This window comes from Streptosporangium nondiastaticum, from assembly GCF_003011965.1.
Taxonomy (GTDB): Bacteria; Actinomycetota; Actinomycetes; order Streptomycetales; family Streptomycetaceae; genus Streptomyces; species Streptomyces nondiastaticus.
In genome coordinates this window covers 61,187-76,255 of sequence record NZ_PXWG01000021.1, presented here as the reverse complement: position 1 = coordinate 76,255, position 15,069 = coordinate 61,187, and the positions used below count along the sequence as shown (strand labels likewise).

At 71.9% G+C, this 15,069-nt stretch carries 14 protein-coding genes and 1 pseudogene; 9 read left to right on the top strand and 6 right to left on the bottom strand.

Annotation, left to right across the window (positions count from 1 at the left end; all coding sequences use genetic code 11):
- The 3 genes and pseudogenes from B7P34_RS36725 to B7P34_RS11975 all read right to left on the bottom strand — a co-directional run.
- Nucleotides 1-230 (bottom strand): annotated as a pseudogene (locus B7P34_RS36725) (hypothetical protein); the annotation flags it as partial.
- Nucleotides 231-320: 90 nt separating this feature from the next.
- Nucleotides 321-2,915 carry a bifunctional FO biosynthesis protein CofGH gene (locus tag B7P34_RS11980; protein ID WP_106675831.1) on the bottom strand — a complete coding sequence of 865 codons (2,595 nt, stop codon included), beginning with the start codon at nucleotides 2,913-2,915 and terminating at the stop codon, nucleotides 321-323.
- Between the two features lie 168 nt (nucleotides 2,916-3,083).
- Nucleotides 3,084-3,944: a TIGR03619 family F420-dependent LLM class oxidoreductase gene (locus tag B7P34_RS11975; RefSeq protein ID WP_106675830.1), complete on the bottom strand. Its 861-nt coding sequence runs from the start codon at nucleotides 3,942-3,944 to the stop codon at nucleotides 3,084-3,086.
- Between the two features lie 330 nt (nucleotides 3,945-4,274).
- On the opposite strand from B7P34_RS11975, the gene B7P34_RS11970 reads away from it, so the two are divergent.
- Complete coding sequence (locus tag B7P34_RS11970) at nucleotides 4,275-5,729, top strand: CehA/McbA family metallohydrolase (protein ID WP_223267759.1); 1,455 nt, start codon at nucleotides 4,275-4,277, stop codon at nucleotides 5,727-5,729.
- 106 nt (nucleotides 5,730-5,835) lie between these two features.
- A complete protein-coding gene (locus B7P34_RS11965) occupies nucleotides 5,836-6,339 on the top strand; it encodes a DUF7507 domain-containing protein (protein ID WP_146166798.1) in 504 nt (167 codons plus the stop codon).
- 252 nt (nucleotides 6,340-6,591) lie between these two features.
- On the opposite strand, the gene B7P34_RS11955 is transcribed toward B7P34_RS11965, so the two are convergent.
- The gene (locus B7P34_RS11955) at nucleotides 6,592-6,942 is read right to left on the bottom strand and encodes a DUF6415 family natural product biosynthesis protein (RefSeq protein WP_106675826.1); all 351 of its coding nucleotides are present in this window, start codon (nucleotides 6,940-6,942) and stop codon (nucleotides 6,592-6,594) included.
- Nucleotides 6,943-7,204: 262 nt separating this feature from the next.
- Here B7P34_RS11955 and B7P34_RS11950 point away from each other — a divergent pair, with 262 nt between their 5' ends.
- The 4 genes from B7P34_RS11950 to B7P34_RS11930 all read left to right on the top strand — a co-directional run bounded on the left by B7P34_RS11950 (nucleotide 7,205) and on the right by B7P34_RS11930 (nucleotide 9,730).
- Nucleotides 7,205-8,074, top strand: coding sequence for a helix-turn-helix domain-containing protein (locus B7P34_RS11950; protein ID WP_106675825.1), 870 nt, complete (start codon nucleotides 7,205-7,207; stop codon nucleotides 8,072-8,074).
- Complete coding sequence (locus tag B7P34_RS11945) at nucleotides 8,064-8,294, top strand: DUF397 domain-containing protein (protein WP_106675824.1); 231 nt, start codon at nucleotides 8,064-8,066, stop codon at nucleotides 8,292-8,294. The genes B7P34_RS11950 and B7P34_RS11945 overlap by 11 nt, the downstream gene beginning before the upstream one ends.
- A gap of 124 nt (nucleotides 8,295-8,418) precedes the next feature.
- Nucleotides 8,419-8,649, top strand: a complete 231-nt coding sequence (locus B7P34_RS11940; RefSeq protein WP_189382705.1) for a DUF397 domain-containing protein — start codon at nucleotides 8,419-8,421, stop codon at nucleotides 8,647-8,649.
- A 574-nt stretch (nucleotides 8,650-9,223) separates the two neighbouring features.
- Complete coding sequence (locus B7P34_RS11930) at nucleotides 9,224-9,730, top strand: DUF6624 domain-containing protein (RefSeq protein ID WP_106675822.1); 507 nt, start codon at nucleotides 9,224-9,226, stop codon at nucleotides 9,728-9,730.
- 1,197 nt (nucleotides 9,731-10,927) lie between these two features.
- Here the strand turns inward: B7P34_RS11930 and B7P34_RS11925 are convergent.
- Nucleotides 10,928-11,833 (bottom strand): sigma-70 family RNA polymerase sigma factor, encoded by a 906-nt coding sequence (locus tag B7P34_RS11925; RefSeq protein ID WP_106675821.1) that lies wholly within the window; start codon nucleotides 11,831-11,833, stop codon nucleotides 10,928-10,930.
- A gap of 96 nt (nucleotides 11,834-11,929) precedes the next feature.
- Here B7P34_RS11925 and B7P34_RS11920 point away from each other — a divergent pair, with 96 nt between their 5' ends.
- Nucleotides 11,930-12,718 carry an SDR family oxidoreductase gene (locus B7P34_RS11920; protein WP_223267758.1) on the top strand — a complete coding sequence of 263 codons (789 nt, stop codon included), beginning with the start codon at nucleotides 11,930-11,932 and terminating at the stop codon, nucleotides 12,716-12,718.
- A gap of 144 nt (nucleotides 12,719-12,862) precedes the next feature.
- A complete protein-coding gene (locus B7P34_RS11915) occupies nucleotides 12,863-13,270 on the top strand; it encodes a PPOX class F420-dependent oxidoreductase (protein ID WP_106675836.1) in 408 nt (135 codons plus the stop codon).
- 49 nt (nucleotides 13,271-13,319) lie between these two features.
- On the opposite strand, the gene B7P34_RS11910 is transcribed toward B7P34_RS11915, so the two are convergent.
- Nucleotides 13,320-14,210 carry a serine hydrolase domain-containing protein gene (locus B7P34_RS11910; protein WP_106675820.1) on the bottom strand — a complete coding sequence of 297 codons (891 nt, stop codon included), beginning with the start codon at nucleotides 14,208-14,210 and terminating at the stop codon, nucleotides 13,320-13,322.
- A gap of 118 nt (nucleotides 14,211-14,328) precedes the next feature.
- Between B7P34_RS11910 and B7P34_RS11905 the strand changes: the two genes are divergently transcribed.
- Nucleotides 14,329-15,024 (top strand): YceI family protein, encoded by a 696-nt coding sequence (locus tag B7P34_RS11905; protein ID WP_106675819.1) that lies wholly within the window; start codon nucleotides 14,329-14,331, stop codon nucleotides 15,022-15,024.
- The last annotated feature ends 45 nt before the right edge of the window (nucleotides 15,025-15,069 follow it).

Genomic DNA, 15,069 nt, shown 5'->3' with positions numbered 1-15,069 from the left:
GCGGGCTGGGCGAAGACGGTCGCCTGGGCGTGGGGGTTGCCGGCGCCGGCGTTCGGCGCGGCCGGGGCGGGCGGCTGCACGGCGGGCGGCTGCACAGCGGGCTGAGCGAAGACCGTGGGCTGGTGGTGCACCGCGCCGGGCGGCGGCGCCACGGCCGGCTGGTCGACGGCCGTGGCCTCCGGTGGCTGCTGCGGCTGGTGGGGCTGCTGAGGGTTCTGAGGCCAAGACATGCGGGCCACCCTAAACGCCACGAGGTCGCCGTCTTGTCGAGGCATCTCGACAAGACGGCAACATCCGGGACACCCCCGTCACAGCGGACGCTAGTCGTCCAGCACCGGCAGCAACTCCGGCAGATGCCCGTCCGACGCCGCAGCGGCAGCGATCCGCTCCGCCGGAACCTCCCCGTACAACGTCGTCCGCGGCCGCGCCGTCCGCCCGGCCGACTCCGCGATCGCGACCAGGTCCCGGACCGACCGGTACGAGCCGTACGAGGAGCCCGCCATGCGGGAGATGGTCTCCTCCATCAGCGTCCCGCCGAGGTCGTTCGCGCCGGAGCGGAGCATCTCCGCCGCCCCCTCCGCGCCCAGTTTGACCCAGCTCGTCTGGATGTTGGTGATGTGCGGGTGGAGCAGCAGCCGGGCCATGGCCGTGACCGCACGGTTGTCGCGCGTGGTCGGCCCGGGGCGCGAGATGCCCGCCAGGTACACGGGCGCGTTCGTGTGGATGAACGGCAGCGTGACGAACTCCGTGAAGCCGCCGGTCTCCTGCTGGATCCCGGCCAGCCGCCGGAAGTGCCCGAGCCAGTGCCGCGGCTGGTCCACGTGCCCGTACATCATCGTGGACGAGGACCGGATCCCCAGCTCGTGCGCGGTCTTGACGACCTCGATCCACGTGGCGGCGGGCAGCTTGCCCTTGGTGAGGACCCAGCGGACCTCGTCGTCGAGGATCTCCGCGGCCGTGCCGGGGATGGTGTCGAGCCCGGCCTCCTTCGCCGCGGTCAGCCATTCCCGTACGGACAGGCCCGTCCGGGTCGCGCCGTTGACGATCTCCATCGGCGAGAAGGCGTGCACGTGCATGCCCGGCACGCGCTTCTTCACGGCCCGCGCGATGTCGAAGTAGGCCGTGCCGGGCAGGTCGGGGTGGATGCCGCCCTGCATGCAGACCTCGACCGCGCCGACGTCCCACGCCTGCGCGGCCCGGTCGGCGACCTGCTCCAGGGAGAGGGTGTACGCGTCGGCGTCGGTGCGCCGCTGGGCGAAGGCGCAGAAGCGGCAGCCGGTGTAGCAGACGTTGGTGAAGTTGATGTTGCGCGTGACGATGTACGTGACGTCGTCGCCGACCACGTCGCGCCGCAGCTCGTCGGCGATGCGGCAGAGCGCGTCGAGCGCGGGCCCGTCGGCGTGGAGGAGGGCGAGGGCCTCGGCGTCGGTGAGCCGGGTGGGGTCGTCGGCGGCCTGCGCGAGCGCGGCCCGCACGTCCGCGTCGATCTTCTCGGGCACCATGCCGGGCGCGGCGGCCTCGCGCAGCGCCTCCCAGTCGCCGTAGACCTCGTCGAAGTCCTCGCGCCGGTCCGCCGTGCGGCCCTCGGTGTCGACGTCCCGGTGCAGTTCGGTGCGGCCGGAGGGGACGAAGACGTCCTCCGGCTCCTGCCAGGGCAGGCCCTTGACCTCGGCGTGCTCGTTCGCCAGCCCGGTCTCCGGGTCGGCCAGGGCGCGCACGTGCGGCATGACGCGCGGGTCGAGCCACGGCTCGCCGCGCCGCACGAACTCCGGGTAGACGGCGAGTCGTTCCTGCAGCCGGAACCCGGCCGCCGCCGAGCGCTCGGCGAGCTCCTCGATCTGCGGCCAGGGGCGCTCCGGGTTGACGTGGTCGGGGGTGATCGGGGAGACGCCGCCCCAGTCGTCGATGCCGGCGCCGATGAGGCGCGCGTACTCGTCGTCCACCAGGTTGGGCGGGGCCTGGAGGCAGCCGGAGGGTCCCATGATGAGCCGGGCGACGGCGACGGTGGCGACCAGGTCGTCGAGGGTCGCGTCCGGCATGCGGCGCATGGCCGTGTCCGACTTGGCCCGGAAGTTCTGGATGATCAGTTCCTGGATGCCGTGGTAGGCGCGGGCGACCCTGCGCAGGGCGAACAGGGAGTCGGCGCGCTCCTCGGGCGTCTCCCCGATGCCGATCAGCAGCCCGCTGGTGAGGGGCACCGAGCTGCGGCCGGCGTCCTCCAGGTGGCGCAGCCGGACGGCGGGTTCCTTGTCGGGCGAGCCGTGGTGCGGCATGCCCGGCTCGCTCCACAGCCGCTGGGCGGTGGTCTCCAGCATCAGGCCCATGGAAGGCGACACCGGCTTGAGGCGCTGGAAGTCGGTCCAGGTCATGACGCCCGGGTTGAGGTGCGGCAGCAGCCCCGTCTCCTCCAGGATGCGAATGGAGACGGCCCGGACGTAGGCGATGGTGTCGTCGTAGCCGTGGGCGTCCAGCCACTCGCGGGCCTCGGGCCAGCGGTCCTCCGGCTTGTCGCCGAGGGTGATCAGCGCTTCCTTGCAGCCGAGTTCCGCGCCGCGGCGGGCGATGTCCAGCACCTCGTCCGGGGACATGAACATCCCCTGCCCGGCGCGGCGCAGCTTGCCCGGGACGGTGGCGAAGGTGCAGTAGTGGCACTTGTCCCGGCAGAGGCGGGTGAGGGGGATGAAGACGCTTTTGGAGTACGTGATGACGCCGGGGCGTCCGGCGGCTTCCAGTCCCGCGTCGCGCACCCGGGCGGCGGACGCGCACAGGTCCTCCAGGTCCGCGCCGCGGGCCTGGAGGAGCACGGCGGCCTCGGTGACGTCCAGGGCCACGCCGTCCCGGGCGCGTTTGAGCGCGCGACGCATGGCGTTGGCGGTCGGTGCGGGTCCCTGCGGGGGCGGCGGGGTGGAGTTCATTGTCCGAGCATACGAGCGGGTGACGGGCCGTCCGGAAGAGGCCGGGTAGCTGCTCGTGTGCGACTGGTCACGCCACCCGGAGGAGGCCTCCGAAAGGATTCCGCCACGGCGCGGACCCACGACCCCGACGACCGCGGCACCCGCCGGGCCGCGATTACCGGGCCGCGTTTACAGGAACTCCGCGTGGGCGTCCAGCGCCCGCAGGATCTCCGCCTCCCCCGCCGACGGCAGCCCCACCACGACCTCGGCGAGCCCCAGCTCCGCGAAGTACGCGAGCTTCCCCGCCGACGGGTGCACGGCGTACGGCACGACCTGCGGCTCGCCCGGCCGCCCGGCCTCCTGCCAGGCCCGGCGCAGCTGCGGGATCGCCTCCTTGAGGCCGCTCCCGCCGACGGGCATCCAGCCGTCCGCGTACTCCGCCACATGCGCGAACAGCTTCGGCCCGGCCCCTCCCCCGATCAGCGTGCGCGGCCCCACGAGGTGCGGCACGTCCGCCCCGCGCGAGCGCGGCGTCCGCAGCGGCTTGGGGTGCGCGAAGCTCGCGCTGACCGCGCCGAACTCGCCGCGGTACCCCGTCGGTTCCTCCGCCCACAGCGCCCGCATCAGCGCCATCCGGTCGCGTACGAGATCCCGCCGCGCCTTCCAGTCGACGCCGTGGTCGGCGGCCTCCTCCACGTTCCAGCCGTAGCCGATGCCCAGCGTGAGGCGCCCGCCGCTGACGAAGTCGAGCGTCGCGATCTGCTTGGCCAGCGCGATCGGGTCGTGCTGGGCGACCAGCAGGACGCCCGTCCCGAGCCCGATCCGCTCGGTGACCGCCGCGGCCTGCCCCAGCGCCACGAGCGGGTCGAGGGCCCGGCCGTACTCGCGCGGCAGCGGATCGCCCGCCGGCGCGGGCGTCTCCCGGCTGACGGGGATGTGCGTGTGCTGCGGCAGGTACAGCCCGTCGAAGCCCCGCTGCTCCAGCTCGCTCGCGAGCCGGACCGGGCTGATCGTCTCGTCGGTGAGGAAGACCGTGGTTGCGATCCGCACGCGGCGGCACCTCCTGGGCGTCGGTCCTGTCGATCCTGGGTGAACTGCCCGGACCGGGGCTCACCGTAAGCCCAAACGGTCCTGCCACGCCGACCGGCGGGGCTGACCGCCACGCAAATGTCGCAATCACGGACCGGCCCCGTACCCCTGCGCGCCATCGGGGCGTACAACAGTGCCCCCGGGGGACGCCCTGAGGGACGCCCCAAGGGGTTCCCTTCCGCCGAAGGCACAGGGAGGACGCTGATGAGACGCATGCGGCGGCGCGACCTGCTCAGGACTGCGACGGCCACGGCTGTCGCGGGGGCGGCGGGCGTGCCTACGCTCGATACCGTGACGTTCGCGAGCGACGCCGGTGCGCCGGCGGTGACCCGCACGGTCTCCGGGCGGCTGCCGGCCGGAGCCCCCGACTACGTGTACCTGCCCGTGGACGTGCCTCCCGGCGTGCGCGAGATCGCCGTCTCCTACACGTACGACCGGCCGGTCGTGCCCGCCGGCACGCAGGGCAACGCCTGCGACATCGGCATCTTCGACGAACGCGGCACGGCACTGGGCGGGGCGGGCTTCCGCGGCTGGTCGGGAGGCGCGCGGACGGAGTTCGCGATCGGCGCCGAGCGGGCCACGCCCGGCTATCTGCCGGGGCCGGTGCGCCCCGGCACCTGGCACGTGGTGCTCGGCCCGTACACGGTCGCGCCGCAGGGCCTGGCGTACGAGGTGACGGTGACGCTGCGGTTCGGGGGCCCGCCGTCCGGGGCGCCGGCCGGTTCGTCCCCGCGGCCGGTGTACCCGCCGCAGCGCGCCCGGGGCCGGGGGCGGGCCTGGTACCGCGGCGACAACCACCTCCACAGCGTCCACTCCGACGGCAAGCGCACCCCCGCCGAGATCGCCGCCGCGGCCCGCGCCGCCGGGCTGGACTGGATCACGACCACCGAGCACAACACGACCTCGGCGCACGCGGCCTGGGAGGGCCTGTGGGGCGACGACCTCCTCATCCTCACGGGCGAGGAGGTCACCACCCGCAACGGCCACGTCGTCGCCCTGGGCACGGACCCCGGCACGTTCGTCGACTGGCGGTACCGCGCCCGCGACGGCGCGTTCGGCCGCTTCGCGCGCCGGATCCGGCAGGCGGGCGGCCTGGTCGTCCCCGCCCACCCGTACGGCACCTGCGTCGGCTGCAACTGGAAGTACGGCTTCGAGGACGCGGACGCGGTGGAGGTGTGGAACGGCCCCTACACCCCGGACGACGAGGTCGCGGTGGCGGCGTGGGACGCGATGCTGGTCGCGTCCGTACGCGACGGCGGTCGCTGGCTGCCCGCCATGGGCAACAGCGACGCCCACCGCGAACCCCAGGTCGTCGGCCTGCCCCAGACGGTGGTCCTGGCGGACGACCTGTCGCGGCAGGCCCTGCAGGCGGGGATCCGGGCGGGCCGGAGCTGGATCGCGGAGTCGTCGGCGGTGAAGCTGTCCTTCGGGGTGATCGGCGGCGGCCGGGGCGCGCACGCGGGCATCGGCGAGCGCCTACGGGTGGCGGCCGATGCGGACGTGACGGCCCGGCTGGAGATCTCGGGAGTCCCGGCGGACTGTACGGCCGCCTTCATCACGGACCAGGGCCGACTCTTCACGACGGCGGTGGGAGGGGGAGCCGGGGTGATCGAATGGCGCACCACGCCGTCGTACGCGGCGTACGTACGGGCCGAGGTGCGACGCCCGGCGGCGGACGGCGGGGCGTCGGGAGTCCCGGGGCCGATGGTGGCGATGACGAACCCGGTGTTCCTGGGCGAGAAGTGAGAAGGGCGGGCCCTTTCACTCCTTGGGGCGGTTTACGGGTAACGGTCATGGTCCGGTGCAAGCCATCTCCCCACGCAGCCAACGCGTGCAGGGAGAGGGGACCGTCTTGCCTGATCGTCTGCCCAGAGTTCTGACCCTCGTCGCCTTCCTCGTGGGCGTAGGGGTGATCACCGGCGCGGCCATGGTGCCGGCCGCACCGTTCGACACCATGGCGACCTCGGTCAGGATCGCCGAAACCACCGACCGGGCGGCCGCCCGCCCCGGTGACACGGTCCACTACACCGTGACGGTGACCAACACCGGCACCACCGCGATCACGGGCGCTGCGATCGCCGACGACCTGTCCGGCGTGGCGGACGACGCGGCGATCCTCCCTGCCTCCGTCTCCGCCGACACCGGCAGGGCGGCGTTCGCAGCCCCCCAACTCACCTGGCAGGGCGACCTCGCCTCCGGCGCGAAGGCAACGATCAGCTACTCGGCGCGGGTGCACGACCGGCCGTCGGGCGACTCCCGCCTGACCAGCAGCGTCACGTCCGCCACGACCGGCAACAACTGCCCCGCGGGCGGCGAGGACCCGGCCTGCGGGACGACTACGCCTGTGGCGCGCTGACAGGCGGGCCGCCACAGGTACAGCCCGGCGCGGGCGTGAGCGCGGGCGGCCCGCCGGTGTGCGGCAGCGAAATCACCTCGATGCGCAGGGCGAGCTGACGCAAGGACGCGTCGAGGAAGCCCGGGTCCGCGTACCGCGCACGGGCGGCGGCGTGGACCCGGCGCCGACTCGGCCGGAGGAAGCGGACGGGCCGGGAGAACTGCCCGTACAGGCACCACCAGGTGCGGATACGGCCCCAGGACCGGGCGGCCCTCACTTCGGCCCCCGCCGGAGGTCGCGGAGCTCCTTCGCCACCAGCCCGAGCCCACGGGCGTACGTGACCGCCGACGTGTACCCGTCCCCGGGCCCCAGCCCGAGCCGGTGCCGCGCCTCGCGCACGGCGGCGAGGGCCTCCTCGCGCGGGTCCTTTTCCAGCGCGGAGACCGCCTCACCGATGTAGTCGCGGAGCCGCTGGGTGATGGCCTCCACCTGGCTGGGCGCGGGGAGCCAGCGGTCCATGGCGATGGCGGCGCGGGTGACGGCGTCGACACCGGTCCCGCCGGCCGACGGGAGGACGTAGGTGAGGCCTCCGCCGGTGTGGGCGGTGCGGGGGTATGGAGGCATGGGTCGGCTCCCTTGCGAGCGGGTGGGGGCTGGTTGAACTACGGTCCCGCAAGCTCGACTTCACTCACAACCTTTCTAAGGATCCTTAGAAGAACTGGCATATGCCTAACCCTGGGCAGGGCTTGCACACCCATGGACGCAGGGTGGAAGACTGCCAACAGCCGCGCCCTGGCGGGCAACAGGGGCTTGTTCTCGAACCAACAGAGGCACGTCCTCGGGGTACAGAAGCGCGGCACGGGGTACAGCACCGGGAGGGCTCAGAGTGGCAGCACGACGCGGTCCGACGTTCCGTCGGAGAGAGCTGGGCAAGGAGCTCCGCCGCCTGCGGGAGAAGAAGGGGTACAGCGCAAAAGAAGCAGCCGCAGCCATCGAGAGCTCACACACCAAGCTCCACAGGGTGGAGTCCGGGCACAATCAGCTTCCGCGCGTCCGCGATCTCGAAGATCTGCTCGACTTCTACGGCGTCACAGACCGCAATGACCGTGAACAGCTACTGGCTCTCCACCGGGATTCACTCAGCGCCGACTGGTACAGGCCGTACCAGAACTACATGCCGTCCGGTCAGCTGCTTTATGTGGGACTGGAGAGCGATGCTCGCACGATGCGCGCCTGGCACTCCCAGGTCGTCTTCGGCCTCCTGCAGACGGAGCGCTATGCGCGAGCCCTGTTCACCACGGCCAAGCCGGTCGAGGAGAAGACAACCGAGTTCGTAGAGGAATCCGTGGCCGCCCGTATGAAGCGCAAGGAGGTGGTGTTTGGAGACGATCCGGTTGAGCTGCGCGTGATCCTTGACGAAGCTGCCCTTCGACGCGTGGTCGGCAGCACGGCGGTCATGTGCGAGCAGTACGAAGAGATCGCACGGGCAGCGACACTCGACCACGTGACGGTCCAGATCCTGCCCATGAACCTGCCCACCTACAGGGCAAGCGCGAACTTCGTCATCCTGGAATTCGACGACGGCCTCGACCCTGTCGTCATGGAAGACAGCCCGTCCGTCATGACAGTCACCGACCGGGCGCGGGAGGTCTGGAAGCACGCCCGGAAATTCGATGCGCTGCGGGAGGGCGCCCTCGCTCCAGCCAAAACGGCAGAATTTCTGCACCGACTGGGAAGAGAGATCAATGAGCAGTAGCCCCTGCCCAACTGCCCTCGAAGTAGCGCCCCAAGAGCACTGGTTCAAGTCGTCCTACAGCGGCGACAACGGCGCCGGTGGGTGCATCTCGGTCACCCTGCTGACCGACCACGTCGGGGTTCGCGACTCCAAACAGCACAACGGTCCGGCCGTCATAACTCCGTCGGCGGCGTGGGCGTCCTTCATACGCGAGGTCAGAGCCGGCCGCTGGGCGGCATAAACGCAGCCGGTGGGCGCAGGAAGCGCGAGGTCGGCAAGTACGACCGAGGGTTCGACGCGATGCGCGGCGGGGCACTGGCACCGGCCCAAACGGCTGAGTTTCTGCACCGACTGGGAAGAGAGCCATGAGCACTGACAGCCGCCTCACCACCCACGACGTGGCACGTGAAGCGTCCTGGTTCAAGTCCTCCTACAGCAGCGACAACGGCATCGGCAGCTGCGTCTCGGTCGCGGCACTTGGCGACCGGGTCGGCATACGCGACTCCAAGCAACAGAACGGGCCCACGTTCGTCGCCCCCACCGCGGCGTGGTCGTCCTTCATCCGCGAGGTCAAGTCCGGCCGCTGGGCGACATAGACGCGGCCGGTGGGCACAGGTCAGAACAGGCTGGTAGCAGGGGGAGGGGTGGGGGGCGCGGCTCCGTCGGGTGTCCGGCGGGCCGTGGGCAGTTGGCCGCCGTACTCCCGCCGTCACGGATGCGGGCGCGTGAAGAGACCTCCCCATCGGCCTGGGCTGATGGGGAGCTGGCAGCTGCCGCGATGTGGCTGGGCCCGTCGTGGGCGCTTCGCTCAGCTCGCCACCATCGCGGCTGAGCGGCCGAGTGCGGATCGTGGGGGCGGATGCCCTCTCGGCCCGGAAATCCACCGGCCAGGGCGGGGCCAGGCGGCGTAGAAGTGCGCGGACGGCGTCGGCCGTATGCCTCGGCCGTCCCACGCGGCAGCCCCCGCACCCGACCGGACCATCTCGGCGGCGACACGGCGTATTCCTCGTACCGCGACCGTCGCAGCGATCCGGCTCTGGCTTCGGGGGTAGATCCATTATCCCCACGCGGGGAAGCGTCTGTCACCGTTCTCCGGAATGATCTTTACGTCGGATTTGCACCTCTAGGCTTGCGGCGGACACAAACACGGGCCTGACCAGGGAGTTGAAAGTGACGCAGGACGTTGCCGCGCTGGCAGTGGAACTCAGGGACATGGCTGCGGCCGATCATCAGTCCGCAGTCCGCGCGAACAGCGATGAGCCGGCAGAGCAATTGGCCTGGCGGCGACTGACCGCACGGCACGGTGACCGGCTCGGCGAGATCATGGATGAGTACGGCTGGCCGACAGCGGAACTCGTCGGCGAGGAGGCCGCAAGCGCGGCATGGCTGATCGCCCAGCACGCTGACCGACAGCTCGACGTTCAGCGCCGGGCCCTCCAGTTGATGCAGCAAGCAGTGGCGGCAGGCTCAGCCGGCGCCCGCGAGCTGGCCTTCCTGCGCGACCGCACGCTGGTCAACGAGGGCCGTAAACAGGTCTACGGCACTCAGATCGCCGGCGTGAAGGACGGGGCACCGGTTCCGTGGCCCTGCGAAGAGCCCGAGCGCATGGACGAACTCCGTGCGGAAGTCGGCATCGAGCCCTTCGACGAGTACGTCGCCAAGTTCTCCATGACCTGACGCCCTTCCCCAGCCGTGTCCGGTGAATCACCTCGATGTGGCCGACGAAACAGAATGGCCCCGCGTTCGTCGCCCCGCCTGGGCCGGGTCCCTTACCTACATCGCCACCTACATCGCCGCGGCATAAAAGGCCCCGCTGGGCGGAGATCCGTGGTTCGGGTGCGGGTCAGAACAGGCTGGCAGCAGGGGGAGGGGTGGGGGGCGCGGCTCCGTCGGGTGTCCGTCGCCCGGTGGGTGGTTGGCCGCCGTACTCCTGCCGTCACGGATGCGGGCGCGTGAGGAGACCTCCCCATCGGCCTGGGCTGATGGGGAGCTGGCTGCTGCCGCGATGTGGCTGGGCCCGTCGTGGGCGCTTCGCTCAGCTCGCCACCGTCGTGGCTGAGCGGGCGAGTGCGGGTGGTGGGGGGGCTGGCGCCCTCTCGGCGCGGAAATCCACCGGCCAGGGCGGGGATGAGCGGCGTAGAAGTGCGCGGAAGGTGTTGGCCGTATGCCTCGGCCGTCCCATGCGGCAGTGCCCGCCTCACTGGCCCCAGCGCCCGGCTGTGGGGGCCGGAAGTCGCCCGGTCCGGTGGCCGCACGGCGTACAAGTGCGTCAAGGACGCCAACCGCATGCCTCAATCGCCCCACCGGGCAGCCCCCGTCTCACTGGCCCCGCCACCCGGCTGCAGGCGCCGGAAGTCGCCGGGCCAGCGGCCACACGGCGTACAACCGGGCCGAGGACGCCAGCCGCATGCCTCAACCGCCCACCGGGCAGCCTCCGCCTCGCGAGCCCCACCACCCGGCTGCGGGCGCCAGAAGTCACCCGGCCCGACGGCCGCACGGCGTACAAGCGCGCCAAGAGCGCCAGTCGCACACCTCAACTACCCCACCGGGCAGCCCCCATCGCAGAAACCACCCTCCACGGGTCAGCCGGCCGCCCGGCCACAACGCTAGGCGCGCCTAGCGAAGCGCCCACGACGGGAGAAACCACATCGCGGCAGCAGCCAGCTCCCCCTCAGCCACAACGCACGCGCAAGGTCTCCTCACGCGCCCGCATCCGTGACGGCAGGAGTACGGCGGCCAACCACCCACCCACCGCACACCCCGAACACCGAACCCAAGCCCCCACCCCTCCCCCCGCTGCCAGCCTGTTCTAACCCGCACCCGAACCACGGAACCGCACCACAACAACCCCACCCCACCCCACCCCACCGAACCTCAGGCCACGCCCAGCGCCGACAGGTCCAGTCGCCGCAGCCGCTCCGGGTCGGCCAGGACCTCGATGGTGGTGACCCTCCCCTCCACCACGGTGAAGGACATGACCGACACCGGCTGCTTCTGGGGGACGACCACGACTCCGGCGACGCCGTTGATGAGCGCCGGGAAGGCGAACGGGGACAGCTTGCCCCAGGAGGTCGCCTGGGCGGCCACCGTCCGCGCGCCGCGGATGAGGACCGAGAGGCCGGTGCGGGCCGTGCCGCCGTCCGAGCGCAGGACGACGTCGGGGTCCAGCACCGAGACGAGCGCCTCGAAGTCGCCGTCGCGCGCCGCCGCGAAGAACGCGTCGACGGCGACGCGCTGGCGGGCGAGGTCCGGGTCGGGCGCGGGGGCGGCGCCCTGCACGCGGCGGCGGGCGCGGCTGGCGAGCTGGCGGGTCGCGGCCGGGGTCTTCTCGATGAGCGGGGCGATGTCGTCGAACGGCACGTGGAACATGTCGTGCAGGACGAACGCGAGCCGTTCTGCGGGGCTCAGCGACTGCAGGACCACGAGCATGGCCAGGCCGACCGAGTCGACGAGCAGCGCCTCCTGTTCCGGGTCGGCGCCGGCCGTGCCGTCCTCGCGGCTGATGACGGGGTCGGGGATGCGTATCTCCAGGGGGTCCTCGCGCCGCTGCTCCCTCGACCGCAGCAGGTTCAGGCAGATGCGCCCGATCACCGTGGTCAGCCAGCCGCCGAGGTTGTCGATCTCGGCGGCGTCCGTGCGGTCCAGCCGCAGCCAGGTCTCCTGGACGGCGTCGTCGGCCTCGCTGAGCGAACCGAGCATGCGGTAGGCCACGGCTCTCAGGCGGGGCCGGTGCTCTTCGAAGAGCACGGCCACGGAAGCTTCGGAAGTTTTTTCGTCCACCTGTCACATTCCTTCTTCGCAGCGGGTCATAGAGGCAGAGGCAGAAATAAGACGCGACGACCCCGGGGGATCATCTCCCGGGCGGGCACTTGGGAGATGGTGGAGATGCCGGAGATGACCGCGAAGGCCGCCCCCGTTCTGGTCACCGGTGGTACGGGCACGCTCGGCCGCCTCGTCGTCCCGCTGCTGCGGGAGGCGGGCCGCACGGTCCGGGTGCTCAGCCGGCGCGGCGGCGAGCCGGAGCAGGGCGTCGAGCACGTCTCGGCGGATCTGCTCAAGGGCGAGGGCCTGGACGCGGCGCTGGAGGGCGTGGAGACGGTCCTGCACCTCGCGGGCGGCCCGAAGGGGGACGACGAGGCCACGCGGCACCTGGTGCGGGCGGCACAGCGCGCCGGGGTGGAGCACATCGTGTACATATCGGTGATCGGGGCGGACAAGCTGCCGCTGGGGTACTTCAGGGCCAAGCTGGGCGCGGAGCAGGCCATATCGGAATCAGGGATTCCGTGGACGACGCTGCGGGCGGCCCAGTTCCACGACCTGGCCCTGACGGTCGTGGAGAAGATGGCGAAGCTGCCGCTGGTGCCCGCCCCGGGCGGCCTCCGCTGGCAGCCGGTGGACGCGCGCGACGTCGCCGCGCGTCTCGTGGAACTGGCCCTCGGCCGCCCGGCGGGCCTGGTGCCCGACCTCACCGGCCCGAAGGTGTACGGCCTGGGCGACCTCAGCCGCGGCTATCTGCAGGCGCGCGGCAAGCACCGGATGCTGCTGCCCGTCCGGATGCCGGGGAAGGTCGGCCGTGCATACCGTGCGGGCGAGAACCTGACCCTGGAGGGCGCCTCGGTCGGGCAGCGGACCTGGGAGGACTTCCTCACCGAGCGCGTGGCCTAGGACAGCGTCGGCGACCTGGTTCTCGGACCTGGTTCTCACTCCGGCAAAGACCGGCAAAGAGGCCGACAAAGAGGGAAGATCGCCGGCCCTCGCCCGCGTTCTGCGTGAGCAATGAGCTCGTGATCCCAACAGATGGAGGCAGTCATGCCGGTGGAGTTCAGCGACGAGACACGCAAGCTGCTGGACGGGAAGAACTTTGCGACCGTCGCCACGCTCAACCGGGACGGCGGACCGCAGACCTCGGTGGTCTGGATAGCGAGGGACGGGGACACCGTCCTGTTCTCCACCACGGCGGGGCGTTTGAAGGCCCGGAACCTCGCCCGGGATCCCCGGGTCAGCCTGACCGTCTATGACACCGACAACCCGTACCACTCCGTGGACATCTCAGGTACCGCCGAGCTGGTCGAGGACCCGGAGAAGTCGCTGCCCCGCAGGCTCTCGCAGAAGTACCTCGGCGAGGACCCGCCGGTCGAGTCGGACGAGGTGGTCCGTCTGATCGTCCGGATTGCGCCTCAGAAGGTCACGGGCTTCTCGTCCCGGAAGCGCAAATAGCCGTCGGTATCCCACCGCTTCGGGGCGGCTCCACCGGTGAGTGGAGCCCCTAGCGGCGGCGGCCCGGGGGCCGCCCGGCGCTGCCGCCGTCGCACCGCTCCCCCCGCAAGTGCTGGATGCCCATGCGGTCCGTCGCGTCCGGCGCGCCGCCCAGGCGGTGGACGAGGATCCAGCGGCCGTCGGGGAAGGCGCCGGCGAAGACCGAGGCGTTGCGGGTGGCGCCGTTGTGCCAGACGAGTTCGCCCGCCCGCCGCCACGCCGGGGCCGGCTCCCCCAGCACCCGCTCCACCACCAGGCCGGTGAGGATGCGGGCGGCCGCCCGCGGTGTCGCCCACAGGCCGCCCGCGGGGAGGATCGCGCCGGTCATCGTCCACGGCCGGAGCCGGCGGCCGAAGAGCCCGGTCGGTACCAGGCTGCGGTCCCGCGGGGGCTGATGAGTGACCTCGTTCCGTATGCCCAGCGGGTCCAGGACGTGCTCCGCCAGCAGGTCCGCGTACGGGGCGCCCGCCGCGGCCGACAGCGCCGCGCCCAGCACGGCGTACCCGAGGTTGGAGTACTCCTCCTTCTCGCCGGGAGGGGCGACCGCCAGGGCGCCCAGGCCGGCGGCGAGGAGGTCCCTCAGCGCCTGGTCGGTGAACGGCCGGTACGGGTCCGAGCGCCGCGCCCCGGGCAGCGGAGGAGGCAGCCGGGGCAGGCCCGAGGTGTGCTCCTGGAGCTGCTGCAGCGTGATGCCCGTACCTGCCGGTGTCGCGAGCCGCCGTTCCACGGGGTCGTCCACGGAGACGACGCCCTGCGCCGCCAGCCGCATCAGCAGCGTTCCGGTCAGCACCTTCGTCAGGGAGCCGATCTCGACGAAGGCATCGGGGTCGTGGCCGCGGCCGGTGTGGGGCGCGCAGAGGCCGTCGCTGCCCAGGACGCACGAAGGCGCAGAGAAGTCCATGGCGACCTATCCTGACGGAAGGGGCAGGTCCCGAGGGCCAGGTCCCAAGGCGGAGCGGCCTGCCCAGGCTCCTCCGCGCGGGCCCCCTGCCCAGGTCCCCCTGTCCGGGAGGTGTGCCATGGGCGTCACCAGATGGTTCTTCGAACCCGGCCACACGGGCGCCGAATTCCGCGCCAGGCACATGATGGTCACCTACGTGCGCGGGCAGTTGAAGAACGTGCGCGGCTCGCTGGAGGTCGATCCTGCCGATCCGGAAAAGGCGCGCGTGGAGGCGGTGGTCGACGCGACCCAGGTGTACACGGGCCAGGAGCAGCGCGACGCCCATCTCCGCAGCGCGGATTTCTTCGCCTGCGACACCCACCCCGAATGGACCTTCACGGGGACGGGCGTCCGTCAGGCGAGCGCGACCGAGTTCGAGGTCACGGGGGATCTCACCATCCGGGGCACGACCCGTCCCGTGACGTTCGACGTGACGTACCTGGGGCAGTGGGACACGCCCTGGTGGGAGGACGGCCGCGACGCCGGCCCCAGGCGCAGGGCCGGTTTCACCGCCACGACCCGCCTCAACCGCCAGGACTTCGGGGTGAGCTGGAACGACGTGGTCGACCGGGGCGGGGTGGTCGTCAGCGACATGGTCGACGTCACGGTTGACGTCGAGGCCGTTCTGGAGGAGGGCCGGCCTGACGAAGCCGGACCCGGGAAGCCCCGCTCCGGGGACGACCGCCCCGATCATGACCAGCCCGGGGACGGCCCCCCTGAGGACGATCGCCCCGGAGATGACCGGCCCGAGGAGGCCTGGCCTCAGGCGGCCTGACCCCTGACGGGCTGACCGCGGCAGAACGGCCGGGGGTGCAGGGCT